Raw genomic sequence first — 17,046 nt, forward strand, 5'->3', positions numbered from 1 at the left:
CTTTTCGGTCACACCCGTAGCGAGGAACGGCACCGCGCCGCCCAAGCGGTGCAATGTCACGCGAGCAAGGCGGCCTGCTGCTCGATTCGATCTAGCATGACCTGGCACTTGGTGATCAATATCAATCCCTCACTGCGCACGCGCTCCGGTGGCTTGACGGTGATATCTCGACGATATTCGTCCAACGCATTGAGCAGCGGCGGATATTGCAGCACGCTCGCTGCCCCGGCCACCCTGTGCAACCACTCACGCACGCGCCCAATCTCAGCGCTTTCGACCAGTGGCGACAACGCCTCCACGTCCTCGCGCACGGACGAGACAAACGAGTCGAGCAACGCCTTGACGGTCGATTCGCTACCCCACAACTGCGTCATGTGCGCCAGATCGACTGGAACAAATGGCTCTGTGACGCCGTGAACATCCGGCCCTGCGACTGCCGGGGTGCTCACCGTTTCAATGGGAGCGGCTTGCCACGCGCTGTCGGGGCCGAACCAGCGGCTCAGGTAGTCGCGCAGCGTGGCGAGCCGGGTCGGCTTGACGAGGCAGTCGTCCATGCCCGCATCGCGACATAGATTCAGGTCTTCGGGCGCGGTGTTCGCCGTGATACCGAGAATGGGCAGACGCTGCGCGCCACCGTGCTCCCGCTCGCGGATGCGCCGCGTGAGTTCATAGCCGGACAGGTTCGGCATATGGCAATCCGTGATCAGGCATCCATAGCTCGTGCGTTCCAACGCGACCAACGCCTCCGCACCGTCGTTCGCCACGTCGCATGCAAAGCCGAGCAAAGCCAGTTGATGACGGATCAACTCCTGATTGACCGGGTGATCTTCCGCCACCAGAATCAGGCGGCCGCTGGCGATGGCGCTTTCACGGTCCGGCGGCACGGTGCAGCCTTCGGCCGCGCGCGGCTTGCCCGCCGGGCGCTGAGCCACCGACGGCAGCCCCGCTAACGCGGCGGCGCATGCGGCACCGAGTCCGCGCCACGAAATGGGGTTGATGCTGACGCGTACGTTGTCGTCGAAAATGCGGTAGCCCGTCGGCTTCGGCTTTTCGGTCAGGCAAATGACGCGTGAGCCTAGGCGGCCGCCTGCCGGCAACCTCACGTTCTCGCTCACGAAAAGCAGGTCCACGTCTGCCAGCGCGGCGCGCTCGCGCAGTTCCGCGGCATCGGGTGAGACGCGGCGCAGTTTGAGCCCAAGCGCCTCGCCGAAATGCATCAAAGCCTGAGCGACGCGTGCGTCGCCAATGGCCACGACACCGCGCTTGCCGCGCAAGCCGCCAGCGCAATAGCGCTCAGTTTCGACAGGCATGGTGAGCCGCACGATCATGCGTGTTCCCGCCCCCGGTTCACTGCGCAGTGCGAGTGAGCCGTTCATAAGGTCGATCAGCTTACGGCAGATCGTCAGCCCAAGGCCAGTGCCCCCGAAGCGGCGCGTGGTGGACGATTCAGCTTGCACGAACGGCTCGAAGAGTTTGGCCTGCACCTCCGGCGCGATGCCGATGCCCGTGTCCGCCACGATTACTTCCAGTGTCTGAGCGCCGGCGGCTTGCGCGACGACCGACACGCATACTTCGACCTCGCCCTCCGACGTAAATTTGATGGCGTTGCCGAGCAGGTTGAATAGAATCTGCCGCAATCGCACGCTGTCGCCTCGAAGTGTGGCGGCGACTTCGGGCGCGATGTCCACGCGCACTTTCAAACCCTTTTCATGCGCTCGGCCCGCGAGCAAGCCAACCGAGTTGTCGACCAGTTCGCGGATGTCGAGCGGTTCGGCTTCGATCGTGAGCCGTCCCGCTTCGATTTTCGAATAGTCGAGCAAGTCGTCCAGAATCTGCAGTAGCGCGCCGGCCGACTCGTGGATCATGCTCAGCATTTCGCCTTGATCGTTATTGAGCGGCGTGCGTTCCAGCACTTCGACGAGACCGAGCACGCCGTTCATCGGCGTACGGATTTCGTGGCTCATCATGGCGAAAAAGTCGTCCTTGGCGCGCGAAGCCGCTTCGGCCATGTCGCGCGCTCGCGCGAGTTCCTCGGAGCGCGCGCGCTCCACGCTCACGTCCACCCAGTAACCGCTCCACACGACGCTGCCGTCCGGCTCACGGCGCGGCACCAACTCCGCGCGCGCCCAATAAAGGCCACGTTCGGTTTCGAAGCGAAACTCGATATGCACCGGCGTTTCGGCGTGTGCCGAGCGTTCCAGTTCTGCCAGCACCAATGGCCGGTCCTGCTTGTATATCCACCGGAAATCGACGTCGTCGCGCTCTATCTGAGAAAGATCCAGACCACCCAACAGATGCCGGGGGTCGCCGCCGAAGTAGGGAAACGAATAAACACCGTCAACGGTACGACGCAGTTGAAATACCACCGCTGGCAACGACCGCGTGACATCAAACAGACGCCGCTCTGTTTCGCGCGCGCGCATTTCGGCGCGCCGGATGTCGGTAATGTCGACCATCGTTCCAAGCACGCAGACCGGTTGACCGTCGCTGTTACGACAGAGGCTGGTCCAGAACAGGCCATGCCGCAAATCGCCGGGGCTGCGCTCGAACTGCAGTTCCATCTTCGCCGTCTCGCCATGTTGCAGCACCTCGTGCGCCATGTCGTCGAGCACGCCGCTGTTGGCTTCGCCCCAGGTATGGACATCGGTGGTCGTACGCCCGATGACCGCTTCGCGGGGCATTCCGCACGCCTCTTCATAGGCCTGATTGACGGCGATGTAGCGGCCGTTCAGATCCTTGGCAACGAGCGGATAGGGAACCATCTTCATCATGGTTTCCTGGAAGTTCAACTGCGTCTCGAGTTGCCGCTCCGTCTCCTTGCGCAGTTTCACTTCGCGTTGCAGCAACAGATAAGCACGCAGTGTGACCAGCAACACGACGCCGATGCCAATCAGCAGCGGCAGCAGACGCACTGCGTTGACGCTCCATAGCCGGGTTTCCGGCGCATTGCCGGTGACCCACTTTTGGCGAATACGCTGCTTTTCGGCGGGCGGCATGGCCAGTAAGGCGCGGTCGATCAGACCCGCGAGCGGGCCCAGATTTGCGCGGACCGCGAAGCCGAGGCGGTCCGATTCGCCGACCGTACCAAGAATCTTGAGCACGCCGGCGTAACGCTCCTTGAGCAGGATGTCGATGGCTGCCACGTTGCCGACCAAAACATCGGCCTCGCCGGTTTCGACCATGTGGAGTCCGTCGTCCAGGCTGGGCGCAACAGCGACTTGGTCTGCAGGAATCTGCTTGAACGCGAGGGGAACCGCTCCGGCGACATGCGCGGAGACGACGATGCGGCGCGACGCAAAATCATTGAGTGAGCGTGCGGCCGGCTCGTCTTCCCGCCCGACGATCACAAGCGGATAACTTTCGTATGTCCGCGTGTGCCGTGCGTTTTTTAACCGCGGGTCGCTACTGGAGGCGGTGGCGAGCATCGCCAACTGCCCGCCTTGAAACGCGTCGACCGTGGCGGGCCAGTCGCCGGTGCGCGCGCGGTTGAACACGACGCCGAGCGTACGACTCAGATAAGCCAGATAATCCGCTGCAATGCCAGCGGGCCGCCCGGCCTCGTCGACATAGCTGAACGGTGGCCAATCGTTGTCGAAACCAACTTGTATTGGAGGCAGCGAACGGAGCCAGGCCTGCTCTTGTGACGTCAGTGCAAGCCGATACATGCTGGACGCGGATGTCGCGTCGAAATTGCCCGATAGCCAGCGCGCGCGAATTGCTGCGTCGTCGGCCGATTTGATGCGCGTAAGCGCGTGATCGAGTTCGTCTCGCAATGCGGCCCGGCTTCGGGGTACGCCAAAGCGCAGATCGGCAGTCTTGCTGGTTTCCTCGAAAGCAACACGCAGACGACGGAACTCGTCCGTGCCTAGTGCATACCGCACCGTGGGAGTAAAGCCGAAGTAAATGTCGGCCTCGCCTTGAGCCACCGCGGAGAGTGCGGCACGCGTTGTGGCGAAGGTATTGATTTCGGCGCGCGGGAACCGGTCGCGCATTGCGCGCTCGCGCGCATAACCTTTCTCTACCGCGATGCGCGCACCGGTGAGCCGGGCGGGCCCGTCATAGTCGTCACTCTCCCGGCGCACCACCGCTGAAGTGGATGAACGAAAATACGGCACGGTAAAACTGATGCAACGTTCGCGCTCGGGCGTTCGCGCAAGACTCATCAACAGATCGACTTTTCCGGCGCATGCAGCGGCAAGTAGCTGCGGCATGTCTGGAAATGCCTCGGCTTCGATGACGACATTCGGCCCGACGAGTGCGCGCAGATAGTCGACGCTCATACCGGTGAGTTCACCGTCCTGAAGTGCCTCGAACGGCAGCCAGCGGTCCGCGAGAACGCCGACGGTCAGCTTTTCAGGAAAAGCGCCTGCGGCTTGCGAATGGGTGAGGTCGCCGTCCGACTGGGCAAGCGCCGTTACCTGCACGCCAAGGAATAAGGACAGCGCGAGCAGGCATAGCGAGACGCGCCGCAGTACCAGCCTCATTGCAAGGCTTTGCAGCGATTGGAGGAGAGACACGAGGGGCCGCACCATTCCGCGTTCACGCAACTTCGCCCTGCCCATGGGCGGGCGTGGCGGCAGACCAGTCTGGTCTGCCACGCAGGAAGGAGAACAGCGCGCCGGCCGCGATGCCGCCCGACATTGGTGCGGCCCAGAACAGCCAGAGTTGGTCCAAGGCCCAGTTGCCGACAAATAACGCCTGGGCCGTGGAGCGGGCGGGATTGATCGAGCCGTTGGTGACCGGAATCGACACCATGTAGGCCAGCATCAGGCAGGCGCCAGCGATAAGCGGCGCGACCCATCCCCGCTCTTGCCGGCACGCCGTCAACAGATACACCAGGACAAAAACGAAGGACAGCACGAGCTCGATGATCAGCGCCGAGTGCAACTGATAGTCGGCGGGCGAATGAGCGCCAAAACCATTCGCCGCAAATTCGCTAGCGGCCAGTTCGAATCCGGGTCGGCCGCTCGCCACATAAACGAGCAGTGCTGAAGCGACGATGGCACCCAGAAGTTGCGCGGCAATGTATGGCAACAGGTCCCTGACCGGAAAACGTTGCGCGATCGCGAAGCCAACAGTGACAGCGGGGTTGAAATGCGCGCCCGAGATCCTACCGAACGAGTAAGGTGGCCGTGGCAAGCGCGACGCCGAACGCTAGCGACATTTCCAGTACATCGTACCCTTGCTGGATTCCGCTCGTATTCAATACCACGGTGCCGCATCCAACGAAGACAACCCAAGCCGTTCCCGCGCCCTCCACCAACAATCGCTTACCTAGCGCGACCATGCCGCCTCCCGTTTTATCTCTACGAAGCAGACGGCATCACTCGTAATTGCCGCAAGACATCTGCCTGAATTTTCCCGGCTTCCTACTGCTCAGCATGACCAAACGAATGCTCTCGTTGGACAAGCATGAAGCAAAGGCGCAGCCAATTCAGAACTATGAGACGGCAACGTCCACCAACCAATCAGAACAGTCCTAAACTCCAAATCATCGACCGGTGCGATCGAAAATTCCGACGGCGCTCAAGCCAGCCCAATTTGCCGTGCGTAGTCAATGAGATCGGATTCCGTTTCGAGCCCGAGCTTGCGCATCGCGCTGCGCTTTTGCGTGCTGATCGTTTTTCCGCTGCGTTGCAGGCGCGCCGCGATTTCATGGACCGCCAGGCCTTGCACATAAAGCTGGAAGATTTCCCATTCTCGTGCGCTCAGCACACCCGCTCGAAGCTGCAGCGGCGTATCAGCCGCTTCTATCGCGAGGCGAGCCTGTCCCGACAGATAAACGCCGCCAGCAACAGCAGCCTCGATTGCATCGATCAAGTCCGTGGCGGCGTCGCGTTTATCGACGATTCCGCTGACACCGATGTGGAGAAGACCTGTCAGCATGTGCGCATGGCAGATCATCGTGAGCACGACGAGGTGAGGATGCGGTCGCGCCCGCAACAGGCGCCGCAGGAACGGCACTGCATTGCTGCCTCCGTGAATGCCGGGCATGCTGATGTCCGATACGACGACGTCGCATGTGCAACTGTCGATCAGTTCAGCTAGCTTGTGAGTGTCGGCCGCCTCGCCGGTCACTTCGATATGTGGCACGGCTTGCAGCAACCGCCGAACGCCGACACGAACGCAGTCGTGATCGTCGGCAACGATAACGCGGATTTTTTGTGTCATTTTTGTTGTCTTATCGACTGGCCCGCCCTGCACGCGATGTGTTTCCCCGGGCTGTGCCAATACATCTTCTGTTCGTCGCGCCGCTGCGGCGCGACGCCTCGCCCACTGATTATCAGTTTTGCGTGCGCTCCTCGGGAACCACCCCGTACTCGGCAGCGAAGCGGAACAACTCAGCGTCGCTGTTCAGATCGAGCTTGCGCATCGCGGTGCATTTTTGCGCGCTGATGGTCTTGACGCTGCGGCCCAAACGCGCCGCGATTTCCGTGACGCCGAGCCCTGACGCATATTGCGTGAACACCTCGAGTTCACGACGCGAAAGAATCTGCCGTACGAAATCGAGCCGCCGGTTCACCATTGCCTGCGCAATCAGCGAGCGCACCGCAGGCCCGAGATAGCATTCGCGCGCCAGCGCCGTTATCACCGCCACGTGAATCAGATCGATCCGGTCGCGCTTGCTTACCAGTCCATCCACGCCGAGCGAAATGACCTTTTGCAACGCAGCCGGCTCGGTTTCCATGGTGAGCACGACGAGCGCGATATCCGGGTAGCGCAGCTTGAACTGCCTGACCGCTTCGAGTCCATCGCCATCGAAGCCGCCCGGCATGTATAGGTCCATGAGGACCAGTTCGCAGGGTTTGCGATCGACTTCCTGGAAAAGTTCGGTGGCGTCAGCAGCGCGACCGACGACCCGCATGTTCGGATATCCACCCATCAGGTTCTCGATCGCCAGTAGAACGAGCGGGTGATCGTCTGCGATGATGGCTCTGATGGGTGCGCTTATATCTGCTGTGTCGTTCATTGTTTATCTCCCCCTACCTTGAAGTTCCGGCCTCTTTCGTCGAAGAAACTGGCTCTGCGGCGATCATTAAACATTCCTAGGAGAATAGACATAAGATCGCTCCGAAATGGCTTATTCAATCGGTCTGAGTAATTGATTAGATATGCGATTCAAAGCTAGGAATTCCGTGCGCACGGACGTAAGAGAAAAGTCCGGGACCGTTAGTAACGCCAAGTTTGACCATCGCTTCGCGTTTTTGCCGGCTGACCGTACGACGATGGCACCCAAGCGCCGCCGCGATTTCTGAAATCGATTGGCCGCTCACAAACAGTTTGACCACTTCCGCCTGCAGCCTCGATAAGCGCGCAACGGGCGGCGGCTCCTGGTCCTCCTTCCACGACTCGGCGAGCGCCTCGTTGATCGAACGCCCGAGGTACGTTCCACCACTGCGGCTCGCCTCGATCGCTTGCCAAAGCTGATCCATCGATTCTGTCTTGCTGAGCGCACTCACGGTGCCGTCTGACACGACGGCGCGAAGAATCGCGGCGTTCGTCAGCATTGTCATCACGACGATGCGCAGCAGCGGCCATTCATCGCGGATTCGCCTGACAAGGCTGAGGCCATCTTCGACGGCGCCGGAGGGTTCGGGCATCGAGAGGTCGGTGACGAGCACATCGCATGGCGTGCTCCGCAACAACTCGATCAGTAACGTGGGAGTGATCGCCTCGCCAACAACGCTGACGCCGACATGGGCGTCCAGCGCGGAACGGACGCCAAGTAAAACGAAGGGATGATCGTCCGCCAGAATAATTCGAGTGTTCGCCATGATTTTGTCTCTTTGTTGTAGGTGTAATCAGCGAAAAGCGCAGAGTATTGACACGCTCTACGCATGCTTTAACGGCACCTTGGCTCGGCATGAATGCGCCAAGCCGCTCATAAAATCATCGCTACACTCGCCAGCGAAATCGGAGTGTTCTGAATCCGGCAAAGAAACTGACAGCCCATTGCGGTTCTATTAAAAGAAAAACGCGGAATGACCCAAAACGAATATTTCCATCGCTGTTAATGCCTGCGCGAAACCGCATCTGATGTCGCGGTTCGGATGGCATCGCACATCGGCAGCGTTGTCACGTCAGGTCGCATCACATGCTCGCGCGGCGCTCGTCTTTGCCTCGCGCGCCGCGCGCGGAAGAATCGGCCATGCGATCAGCGCGCATGCGCTGCACACAGCCCACACCAGCGGCCACGAACCTATTGTCAGAAGTGGCGGGATCGCGAGCGGCGTGACGAACAGCGTGAGAAAGACGCAAGTGTTGCCGATCGCCAGCGCGGTGCCCGCGCGACTCGTGCCGGCCAGCGTGGCGAGTTCCGTGAAGGCGACGCCGTGCCACGCCGACGCGCTCACGCCGCCCAGCACGATCATCAGCGCAAACACCGCCGTCATCGCCGCGCCATGCGTACCGGCGAGACCCGTCAGCAACGCAAGCGATGCAAACAGCGCGGCGGTCGTCAAGCTGCAGGCGCGCATGTAAGGCCTGCGATTGCGATTGCGGTCCGTCCAACGCCCGCTCCAGACCCTCGCGACCGCAGCGCCGGCCTGAACGGCGGCCATCGTCACGCTAATCGCGAGCACGCCGGCGCGGCCGGAATCGTGGAGGAACACAGTCCCGAACGTGATCACGGCGAGCTGCGGCACGCACAGCGCTCCCGCGCCGAGCGCCACACGCCAGATGCCGATCTCGCGTAACGGTGAAACCTTCGGTGGCGCGCCCTCGGCCATCACCGCGTTTTGGACTGCGTTGCGACCCGCGCAAGCATCGCCCGCATCAGCATGCGAAGGTTCATGCAGCCACAGCCATGCGAACACCGCCGTGACCCCGCACGCCGCGGCCAACACCGCATACGCGCTGGCAAAACCGAACCTCGACGCCAGCACCGGCAGCAACAACGCACCGAGCCCACCGCCCGCCGGCACTGCCGTCTGTCGAATACTCATTGCGAGTCCGCGCTCACCCTCCTGAAACCAGGCCATCACCGCACGGCCGCTCGAACCGTTGACGCTGCCGCCCAGCAGGCCGATCAGCAACAGGCCGAGTGCGAGCGTCGCGACGCCCGGCACGTGATCGCCCGACGGCACCACGAACAATGCGAGCCCGGCCAGCGCGGCTGCCGTCGAAAGCAGTCCGAGCAACAGCACCCGGCGGTCGCCCCAACGATCGGTCAGGAGCCCCCACGGCAATTCGCTCACCGCGATGCCCAAGCCGAGCATGCCAAGCACCAGCCCCAGGCCGTCGTTGCCAAGGTGATAGCCCGAACGCAAAAAGACAGCGGTCGTCGGGATCCCCGAGAACGCCGCCGAAAAACTCGCATTGGCCGCGAAGCCGACTCCCAGCACCTTCCACCGATGGCTCGCCCCGCGCTCACCCAACGCGCGAACCGCGTCAACCGATCCGTTTGCCATCACACCCCTCCGTAAAGAAATCTGGAGGTATCCTACGGCTGGGCATTCCATCGGAAAAGCCGGAAATTCAGATAACATCCATCGGATATACCGATCATGAGCCAACGTGGATTCGACCTGACGCAGTTGCGGACCTTGGTCGCCGTCGCGGAATCGGGCAGCGTCTCGGCGGGCGCGGCGCGACTGTTCCTGTCGCAGTCTTCCGTGAGCGAGCAGTTGAAGAAACTCGAGGAGCGCGCCGGCCAGCCGCTCTTCGTCCGCAGCAAGCAGGGCGTGAGCGCCACGCCGGCCGGCAGCCGTCTGCTCGATCACGCGCGGCGCATCATCGCAATGAGCGAAGCGGCGTTCGAAGACCTGCAAGGCCGCTCGCTCGATGGCGAATTGCGCATCGCGATCACCGACTATTACCGTCCGCACGACATCGCGCGCATTCTCAAGACGTTCTCGGAACAGCACCCGCGCCTGAAACTGCACGTCACCGTATTGCCGAGCGCCGTGATCGACAGCCATGCCGGCGACGACGCATCGTTCGACATCGGCCTCTCGCTGCGGCTCGTCACCGGCAAAACGCGCTCCGCAAACCCGCGCGCCCGTGCGCCGAGCACCGTCGTGCGGCGCGAAAAACTGCTGTGGGTCCGCGCCGCCGACGCGGACCCGCGGCCGGCCACGCCCTATCCGCTCGTCCTGCTGCCGTCGAGTTGCCAGTTGCAGCGCTTCGTCGTGAAGCTGCTCGACGAGCACAAGGTGCCGTATCTCGTGTCGCATTCCGCGTCCGGAGTCGCCGGCTTGCAACTGGCGTTGAAGGCGGGGCTCGGCATCTCGTGTCTGAACGAATCATCGATCGGCGGCGGCGTCGTGGCATGCACGGCGAATGTCGGCTTGCCCGCATTGCCCGCAGTCGAGTTTCATCTGTTGCCGGGGCGGGTGGGTGAAAGCGAACGGGTCAGCAACGCACGCACGGCACTCATGCGGCTGTTCAGTTGATCTATGTCATGCCGGCTGCGACCGACGGCTGGCAGAATCCTTTGAAAGCGCGCCACCCAACACTAATCGATCACATTCGCGAACACATTCGCCCGATCGCGTACGTGTTCGAAGCGCGTGTCATTGAATGATTGAAAGGCCCCTAATCGCCGCCTATGATGGTCAGGTAGCCATTTGGCCTTTCCATTGACGCATGGGATGAGTTCCTGCAACTGCTACACGATGCCCAATGTGTCATGCGTTGATTTCCGCAGCCCGAAAGCCGCCTCTCATGGCGCATTCAGCGCGGATTATTGTTTTGCCAGGCTATTGCATCGCCGCATCGAGTCGACACCGTTATCCTTCAAAATCCGTTCCGATTTGTCGTTCACGCAGTCGCTATAAAAGAAAGATGGGCTGATTTGTCATGCATCGTTCATTGGATTCGCGAATGAATCCATTGGATGATCGATCGAAAATAACTCGAGAAAAAGAACGTCCCTAAACGAGGCTTGGCGTGCATCGTAGAACTCTTGGATCTTCGGTTCTGTTTGTGCTTTATGTCCTGTGGAGCGGCGCGACTTTCGCCGCGGCCAACACGTCAGGCACCATGCCCTCGGCCATGGACGAGCGCGTGCGTGCCTGCACCTCGTGTCATGGCGTGCAAGGCCAAGGCCTGAACAACGATTACTTCCCGCGTATCGCCGGCAAGCCTGCCGACTACCTGTTCAATCAGTTGGCCGCATTCCGCGACGGCGGCCGCACGTATCCGCCAATGGGCTATCTACTGGCGTTTCTGCCCGACGACTATCTGCGCAAGATCAGCCAGTACTTCGCCGACCTCCAGCCGCCCTATCCCAACGCCGATCAAGGCGAAGTCGCGCCAGCCGTGCTTGCCGCCGGCGAGCGCCTCGTCACGCAAGGCGACCCGGCGCGCAAGATACCCGCATGCGTCGCGTGTCACGGCGCGCGCATGACCGGCAAACAGCCCGGCATCCCCGGTCTGCTCGGCTTGCACGCGAGCTACATCGCCGGACAGATGGGCACCTGGCGCTCGGGCACGCGTCATGCGCTCGCGCCCGACTGCATGCGTGCGATCGCCGTCAAGCTGACCGACAAGGACATCACCGCGGTATCGAGCTGGCTCGCGCGCCAGCCACGCCCGGCCGATCCGCGGCCTGCACCGGCCTCCGCCGAGCGGCTGCCTCTCGCATGCGGGAGCCAACCGCAATGAAGCCGACCTCTCGCCTTTCGCGCGCGCTTCGCGCCCTGCGCTCTCTGTCTGACGTCGCGAACAAACGCCGCCACGCTGTCGCGTCGCTCGCATGCGGCGCGCTGGTTGCCGGCCTGGTCATGAGCGTCGTGCTGCCGCGCGCACCGCATGTGCTGCTGATCGAGGAAGCACGCGCCGCCGAAGCCACGCCCGCTGCAACGCCTGCAACGCCTGCAACGACGCCAGGCGCCAACGCCGATACCCGCCCCGACATCGTCAAACGCGGCGAGTACCTGGCGCGCGCCGGCGACTGCGTCGCCTGCCATACCGCGCCGCGCGGCAAGCTGTTCGCCGGCGGTCTCGCCATGGAGACGCCGTTCGGCACGCTGTATTCGCCGAATATCACACCGGACGCGCAATACGGCATCGGCACGTGGAGCGAGGAAGCATTCTTCAAGATGATGCGCACCGGCCTCGCGCAGGACGGCAGGCTGCTGTACCCGGCCATGCCGATCGCGCAATACACCAAGGTCACGCGCGAGGATTCGAACGCGATCTTCGCCTACCTGAAGAGCGTGCAACCGGTACGCGAGCCGAACCACAAGCACACGCTGCGCTTCCCGTTCAATCAGCGCAAGCTGCTGTACGGCTGGCGCACGCTGTATTTCCGCGAAGGCGAGTTCCAGCCCGATCCGACAAAGTCGGTGGAATGGAACCGCGGCGCGTATCTGGTCGAAGGGCTCGGGCACTGCACGATGTGCCACACCAAGATCAACATGCTCGGCGGCTCGTCGCAGAGCGAGCAGTTCGCGGGCGGCCTGATTCCGGTGCAGAACTGGTACGCGCCGTCGCTCACGTCCGACAAGGACGGCGGTCTCGGCGACTGGAGCATCAAGGACATCGTCGATCTGCTGCAAGCGGGCATTTCGGATCGCGGCGCCGTGTACGGGCCGATGGCCGAAGTCACCTACCACAGCCTTCAGTACATGACGGGCGAGGACGTGAAGGCGATGGCCGTGTATCTCAAGACGTTGCCGGACAATCGCGGCCGCAAGTCGGGGCCGTCCGCGCCGACCAACACCAACGTGTTCGCGCTCGGCGAAAAGATCTACGCCGACAAATGCGCGATTTGCCACGGCGCGAAGGGCGAAGGCAAGTTGCAGCATTACCCGCCGCTCGCCGGCAACCAGTCGATCGAAATGGACTCGGCGGTGAATCCGATCCGTATCGTGCTCAACGGCGGCTTTCCGCCAGGCACCATGCGCAATCCGGAGCCTTACGGCATGCCGCCTTTCGCGCAGGAACTGAACGACACCGACGCCGCCGCCGTGGTCACGTATATCCGCACCGCGTGGGGCAATCACGGCCAGCCGGTGACGGCTCGCGACGTCAACGAGCTACGCAACGCGCCGCTGCATTGAACCGCTGCACTGGAGAGACTTTTGATGGAAGCGAACGATACCCGCAGCGCGCCCGCGCCGACCGATGACGAGGTGGAAAGCGTCATCGCGGCCGGCCCGCATGGCGCGATTGCCGTAGCCGGCGTCGCCACGCTGATCGTCATGGCGATCTGGTTCGGCTTCTACTTTTTCGTGTTCCTGCCGCGCGGCGTCGTTCACTGATCATGTCGACCGATTCCAATCATTCATCGGGCGGCCACGCGGTCGCCTTGCGCGCCGAGCGCCGCTGGGCGATTTTCGCCGGCGCGCTGATCCTGCTGATGCTGGCCGTCATCGTGTACTCGGGGCTGCATTGGGCGATGATGCCGCCGTCGCGGGTCGAGACGATCGATCCCTCGCGGCTGCAACTGTCCGGCGAATTCGTCGAGGACAACCTGGGCACGGCGGTGGAGCCCGACGGCTCGGTGGTCGTGCGCTTCGTCGCGCAGCAGTATTCGTTCACGCCGCAATGTCTGCTGGTGCCCGCCGACACGCCGGTCACGATCCGCACCACCAGCGCCGATGTCGTGCACGGCCTGCTCGTCACCGACACCAACATCAACACGATGGTCGTGCCCGGCTACGTCGCCACGCTGAACACGCGCTTCGACAAACCGGCCGATCACACCATGCCGTGCCACGAGTTCTGCGGCTTCGGTCACCAGGCCATGTGGGCGCACGTGAAAGTGATCGACAAAGCCGCCTTCTTCGAGCAGGCCCGACAATCCCGGAGACTCAGCTGTGTTTCACGCTAAGCGACTCGTTCTCGCGCATTTCTGGCTTGCCTTCATCGCGTTTCTGATCGCGCTGCTTCTCGGCGCCTGGCAGATGCTGGTACGCAGCCCCCTCGCGCCGTGGGTCGGCGACCCCGAGCTCTACTACCGCTCCGTGACCGCGCATGGTTCGGTGATGGCCTACGTGCTGCCCACCCTGGTCTCGATGGGTTTCGGCTATGCGATCGTCGAACTCGCGCTCGCGCAGCGGCTCGTCGGGCTCAAATGGGCGTGGGCCGCGTTCATCATGCTGGCGATCGGCGCCGTGATGGCGATGGTGCCCGTCGCGCTCGGCAGCGCCTCGGTGCTCTACACCTTCTATCCGCCGATGATCGGCAGCGCCTTCTATTACATCGGCGTGGTGCTGGTGGTGGTCGGCTCGTGGATCTGGGTCGCGCTGATGCACGTGAATCTGCGCATCTGGAAACGCGCCAATCCCGGCCGCGCCGTGCCGCTCGCGATGTTCGCCAACGTGGCGGGCGCCTACCTGTGGGCATGGACCGCGCTCGGCGCGGCGCTCGAGATCCTGTTCCAGATCCTCCCGGTCGCGCTCGGTCTCACCAGCACGATCGACGCCGGCCTCTCACGCGTCCTGTTCTCGTGGACGCTGCATGCGATCGTCTATTTCTGGCTGATACCGGCGTATATCGCGTATTACACGCTGGTGCCGCGCGCGATCGGCGGACGGCTCTATAGCGACTCGATGGCGCGCGTGTCGTTCATCCTGTTCCTCGTATTCGCGATGCCGATCGGCATTCACCATCTGTTCGTCGATCCGCAGGTCGGTTCGGGCTTCAAGTTCGTGCATGCGGTGTTCACCGGCATGGTGTCGGTGCCGACCCTGCTGACGGTGTTCACGATCTGCGCGTCGGTGGAAATCGCCGGCAGGCTGCGCGGCGGCAAGGGCGCGTTCGGCTGGCTCACCGCGTTGCCGTGGCGGAACCCGATGATGCTCGTAATCGCGTTTTCGTTCGTGATGCTGGGTCTCGGCGGCGCCGGCGGCCTGATCAACATGAGCTACCAGTTGAACTCGACGGTGCACAACACGCAGTGGGTGACCGGGCACTTCCATCTGATCTTCGGCGGCGCCATCGTGATCATGTATTTCGCGATCGCGTATGAACTATGGCCGCAATTGACCGGCCGCGCGATCGTCTCGCTGAAGCTGGTGCGCACGCAGTTGTGGCTGTGGTTCATCGGCATGCTGGTGGTGACGCTGCCTTGGCACTACGTCGGCCTGCTCGGCGCGCCGCGCCGCATGGCCTACTACGACTACACGATGCCGGGGATGGAAGCGCAGGCGTTCTGGGTGGGCATGTCCGCGGTGGGCGGCTTGATCCTGGTGGTGTCCGGCGTGCTGTTCGTCTACATCCTCGCGAAGTCGCAGTTCGGACCGGCGGTGGAGCAGCAGCGCTTCCAGTTCGCGAGCGCGGTGCATCCGGTGGAGCGCGTGCCTGCCGCGCTCAACAGCTTCGGCTTGTGGGTGGCGTTGATGATCGGACTGACGGTTGTCAACTACAGTGTGCCGATCGTGCAGTTGCTCAAGTTGCCGCAGACGTCGGTGCCCGCGGTGGTCGTCGGAGCACAGCGATGAATCAGGAACGCGTCTTCAGCTTCCGCAATCCGTGGTTCACGGTGAGCGTGGGCGGCACGCTTGCGATTGCCGTCGTGGCGATACTGATCGGCTTTATCTGGTTACCCTCGGCGAATAGTTCGTTCGCCGGGCGCGGCTTGTGGGCGACGATTTGCAGCGCCGCGGGCGCGCCGTCGAGCTGGTACGGCGGCGCCAACATCGCCGGCCCGGCGCCGAGCGACGTGGTGGTTTTGCCGCCCTTGCACCGCGTGCGAGCCGACGCGAATTCGATCGGCCGCGGCGCGACGATCGCGACGCAGAACTGCTCGATGTGCCACGGCGTGCTGGGCACGGTGCAGGTGACGGCGCCCGCGCTGGCCGGGCAATATGCCGACGTGACTTATAAGGAATTGCGGGATTATCAGAAGGGCGTGCGCAAGAACGCGATCATGCAGCCGATCATCGCGGCGCGCAGCGATCAGGATCTGCACGATCTGGCGGCTTACTATGCGTCGTTGCCGCGCGCGACCGCGGCCGAGCTTTTGCCGACCGGTGCGCAGCCGGATGCGAATGCCGTGAGGCTTGCGATGCAGGGTGATCCGCGGCGCAATATCGCGCCTTGTGCTGCCTGTCATGGGCAACTCGATCGCAAAGGCGCGGCGCCCTGGCTTGGCGGGCAGTCGTCTGTTTATCTCGCTGCGCAGATGCGGGCGTTTGCTTCCGGCGCGCGGCGGAATGACATTAACGAGCAGATGCGGAATGTGGTGCGGGAGATGACTTCTGCGGAGATTGATGGGTTGGCTAAGTATTATGCGGCTATGCAGTAGGTGACGGTTTTTGCCTGCTCGGCGGTTTGGGTTGTGGGCTTGGTTTGTTGGGCTGGGTTTGTTGGGCTTGGTTTGTTGGCCTTTCCTTGCTGGCTTAGTGGTCTATTGGCGTTGCCCCTGTGCGGGGCGGCACCTACTTTCTTTGCCGCCGCAAAGAAAGTAGGCAAAGAAAGCGGCTCACACCACCAGCTTTGAAGCGGGTCTCCTGGCTTGGAGGGGGCAGTGGTGCATCTGGAATCCGTGTTCTCGCACACTCCACGCTCGTGACAAGGCAGTCATTCTTCCGGCGACGCTGCGCGCGCCGTCGCGGTACTTCATCGAACCGCAGGGCGCTTCTGCGTCAGCAGTAGTTCTCCAAACTGCAAGCCACTTCTGCGGTCAGCAGGGAGACTTGAAACCAGTAGTGCTGCGTGCGCCAAGCGACTGCACCGAATGCTGACGACTCGCCAGGCGCATCGGTGCGCGGTCGGACTATCCGCGCCTACGGCCAGGGGTCAGCCGCATGTCTGAAATACCCGCCTGATTTCGGCGCCTCGCCGAGGCGAAGCCGATGGCCCCCGCCGCGCCCAAGCGAAGCCGCTGGTGTGCCGACGGCCCCTTCCGGCGAGCACGCAGTGCGAGGCGGGAAGTATGACTGCCTTGTCACGGGCGCGGAGTGCGCGAGGACACCGATTCCAGATGCACCACTACGCCCTCCAAGCCAGGAGACCCACTTCAAGGCTGACGGTTAGAGGTGGCCGCGCAAATTCGGACAGCCGGATAAGTGAAACGCTCGGGGCCTGAGGCGGCGATAATGCCGACAAAGGAACCTTGAAGATGACGAAGAGAACCCGACGGACGCACTCAGC

General features: G+C 62.7%; 12 protein-coding genes and 1 pseudogene. 7 read left to right on the forward strand and 6 right to left on the reverse strand.

From position 1 onward, the window contains the following. Window positions 1–56: 56 nt before the first annotated feature. The 6 genes and pseudogenes from ACTJLC_RS05230 to ACTJLC_RS05255 all read right to left on the reverse strand — a co-directional run bounded on the left by ACTJLC_RS05230 (window position 57) and on the right by ACTJLC_RS05255 (window position 9,410). On the reverse strand, window positions 57–4,484 hold the full coding sequence (locus ACTJLC_RS05230) for an ATP-binding protein (protein ID WP_440843310.1): 4,428 nt from the start codon (window positions 4,482–4,484) through the stop codon (window positions 57–59). A gap of 55 nt (window positions 4,485–4,539) precedes the next feature. Beyond that, window positions 4,540–5,287: pseudogene (aqpZ, locus tag ACTJLC_RS05235) on the reverse strand (aquaporin Z). Between the two features lie 239 nt (window positions 5,288–5,526). Further along, the gene (locus ACTJLC_RS05240; RefSeq protein ID WP_114161860.1) at window positions 5,527–6,171 is read right to left on the reverse strand and encodes a response regulator transcription factor; all 645 of its coding nucleotides are present in this window, start codon (window positions 6,169–6,171) and stop codon (window positions 5,527–5,529) included. Window positions 6,172–6,283: 112 nt separating this feature from the next. Beyond that, window positions 6,284–6,970: a response regulator transcription factor gene (locus tag ACTJLC_RS05245; protein WP_073432553.1), complete on the reverse strand. Its 687-nt coding sequence runs from the start codon at window positions 6,968–6,970 to the stop codon at window positions 6,284–6,286. A gap of 136 nt (window positions 6,971–7,106) precedes the next feature. Further along, the gene (locus ACTJLC_RS05250) at window positions 7,107–7,775 is read right to left on the reverse strand and encodes a response regulator transcription factor (RefSeq protein ID WP_310130643.1); all 669 of its coding nucleotides are present in this window, start codon (window positions 7,773–7,775) and stop codon (window positions 7,107–7,109) included. A 306-nt stretch (window positions 7,776–8,081) separates the two neighbouring features. Further along, entirely contained in the window at window positions 8,082–9,410 is a 1,329-nt protein-coding gene (locus tag ACTJLC_RS05255; protein ID WP_440843306.1) for an MFS transporter, read from the reverse strand. A gap of 96 nt (window positions 9,411–9,506) precedes the next feature. On the opposite strand from ACTJLC_RS05255, the gene ACTJLC_RS05260 reads away from it, so the two are divergent. The 7 genes from ACTJLC_RS05260 (at window position 9,507) to ACTJLC_RS05290 (ending at window position 16,198) form a co-directional block, all read left to right on the forward strand. Then, window positions 9,507–10,394, forward strand: a complete 888-nt coding sequence (locus ACTJLC_RS05260; protein ID WP_440843307.1) for a LysR family transcriptional regulator — start codon at window positions 9,507–9,509, stop codon at window positions 10,392–10,394. Window positions 10,395–10,890: 496 nt separating this feature from the next. Beyond that, window positions 10,891–11,607: a c-type cytochrome gene (locus ACTJLC_RS05265; protein ID WP_114161856.1), complete on the forward strand. Its 717-nt coding sequence runs from the start codon at window positions 10,891–10,893 to the stop codon at window positions 11,605–11,607. Then, a complete protein-coding gene (locus ACTJLC_RS05270; protein WP_310119188.1) occupies window positions 11,604–13,007 on the forward strand; it encodes a c-type cytochrome in 1,404 nt (467 codons plus the stop codon). Before ACTJLC_RS05265 ends, ACTJLC_RS05270 begins: the two co-directional genes overlap by 4 nt. A gap of 24 nt (window positions 13,008–13,031) precedes the next feature. After that, on the forward strand, window positions 13,032–13,208 hold the full coding sequence (locus ACTJLC_RS05275; RefSeq protein ID WP_167363320.1) for a hypothetical protein: 177 nt from the start codon (window positions 13,032–13,034) through the stop codon (window positions 13,206–13,208). Between the two features lie 2 nt (window positions 13,209–13,210). Further along, entirely contained in the window at window positions 13,211–13,780 is a 570-nt protein-coding gene (locus tag ACTJLC_RS05280) for a cytochrome C oxidase subunit II (RefSeq protein ID WP_114161855.1), read from the forward strand. Beyond that, complete coding sequence (locus ACTJLC_RS05285) at window positions 13,767–15,392, forward strand: b(o/a)3-type cytochrome-c oxidase subunit 1 (protein ID WP_310119190.1); 1,626 nt, start codon at window positions 13,767–13,769, stop codon at window positions 15,390–15,392. Before ACTJLC_RS05280 ends, ACTJLC_RS05285 begins: the two co-directional genes overlap by 14 nt. Next, window positions 15,389–16,198: a c-type cytochrome gene (locus tag ACTJLC_RS05290; protein ID WP_083084673.1), complete on the forward strand. Its 810-nt coding sequence runs from the start codon at window positions 15,389–15,391 to the stop codon at window positions 16,196–16,198. The genes ACTJLC_RS05285 and ACTJLC_RS05290 overlap by 4 nt, the downstream gene beginning before the upstream one ends. Window positions 16,199–17,046 lie beyond the last annotated feature (848 nt).

This window comes from Paraburkholderia sp. 22099 (genome assembly GCF_052045835.1).
In the GTDB taxonomy this organism is placed as follows: domain Bacteria; phylum Pseudomonadota; class Gammaproteobacteria; order Burkholderiales; family Burkholderiaceae; genus Paraburkholderia; species Paraburkholderia terricola.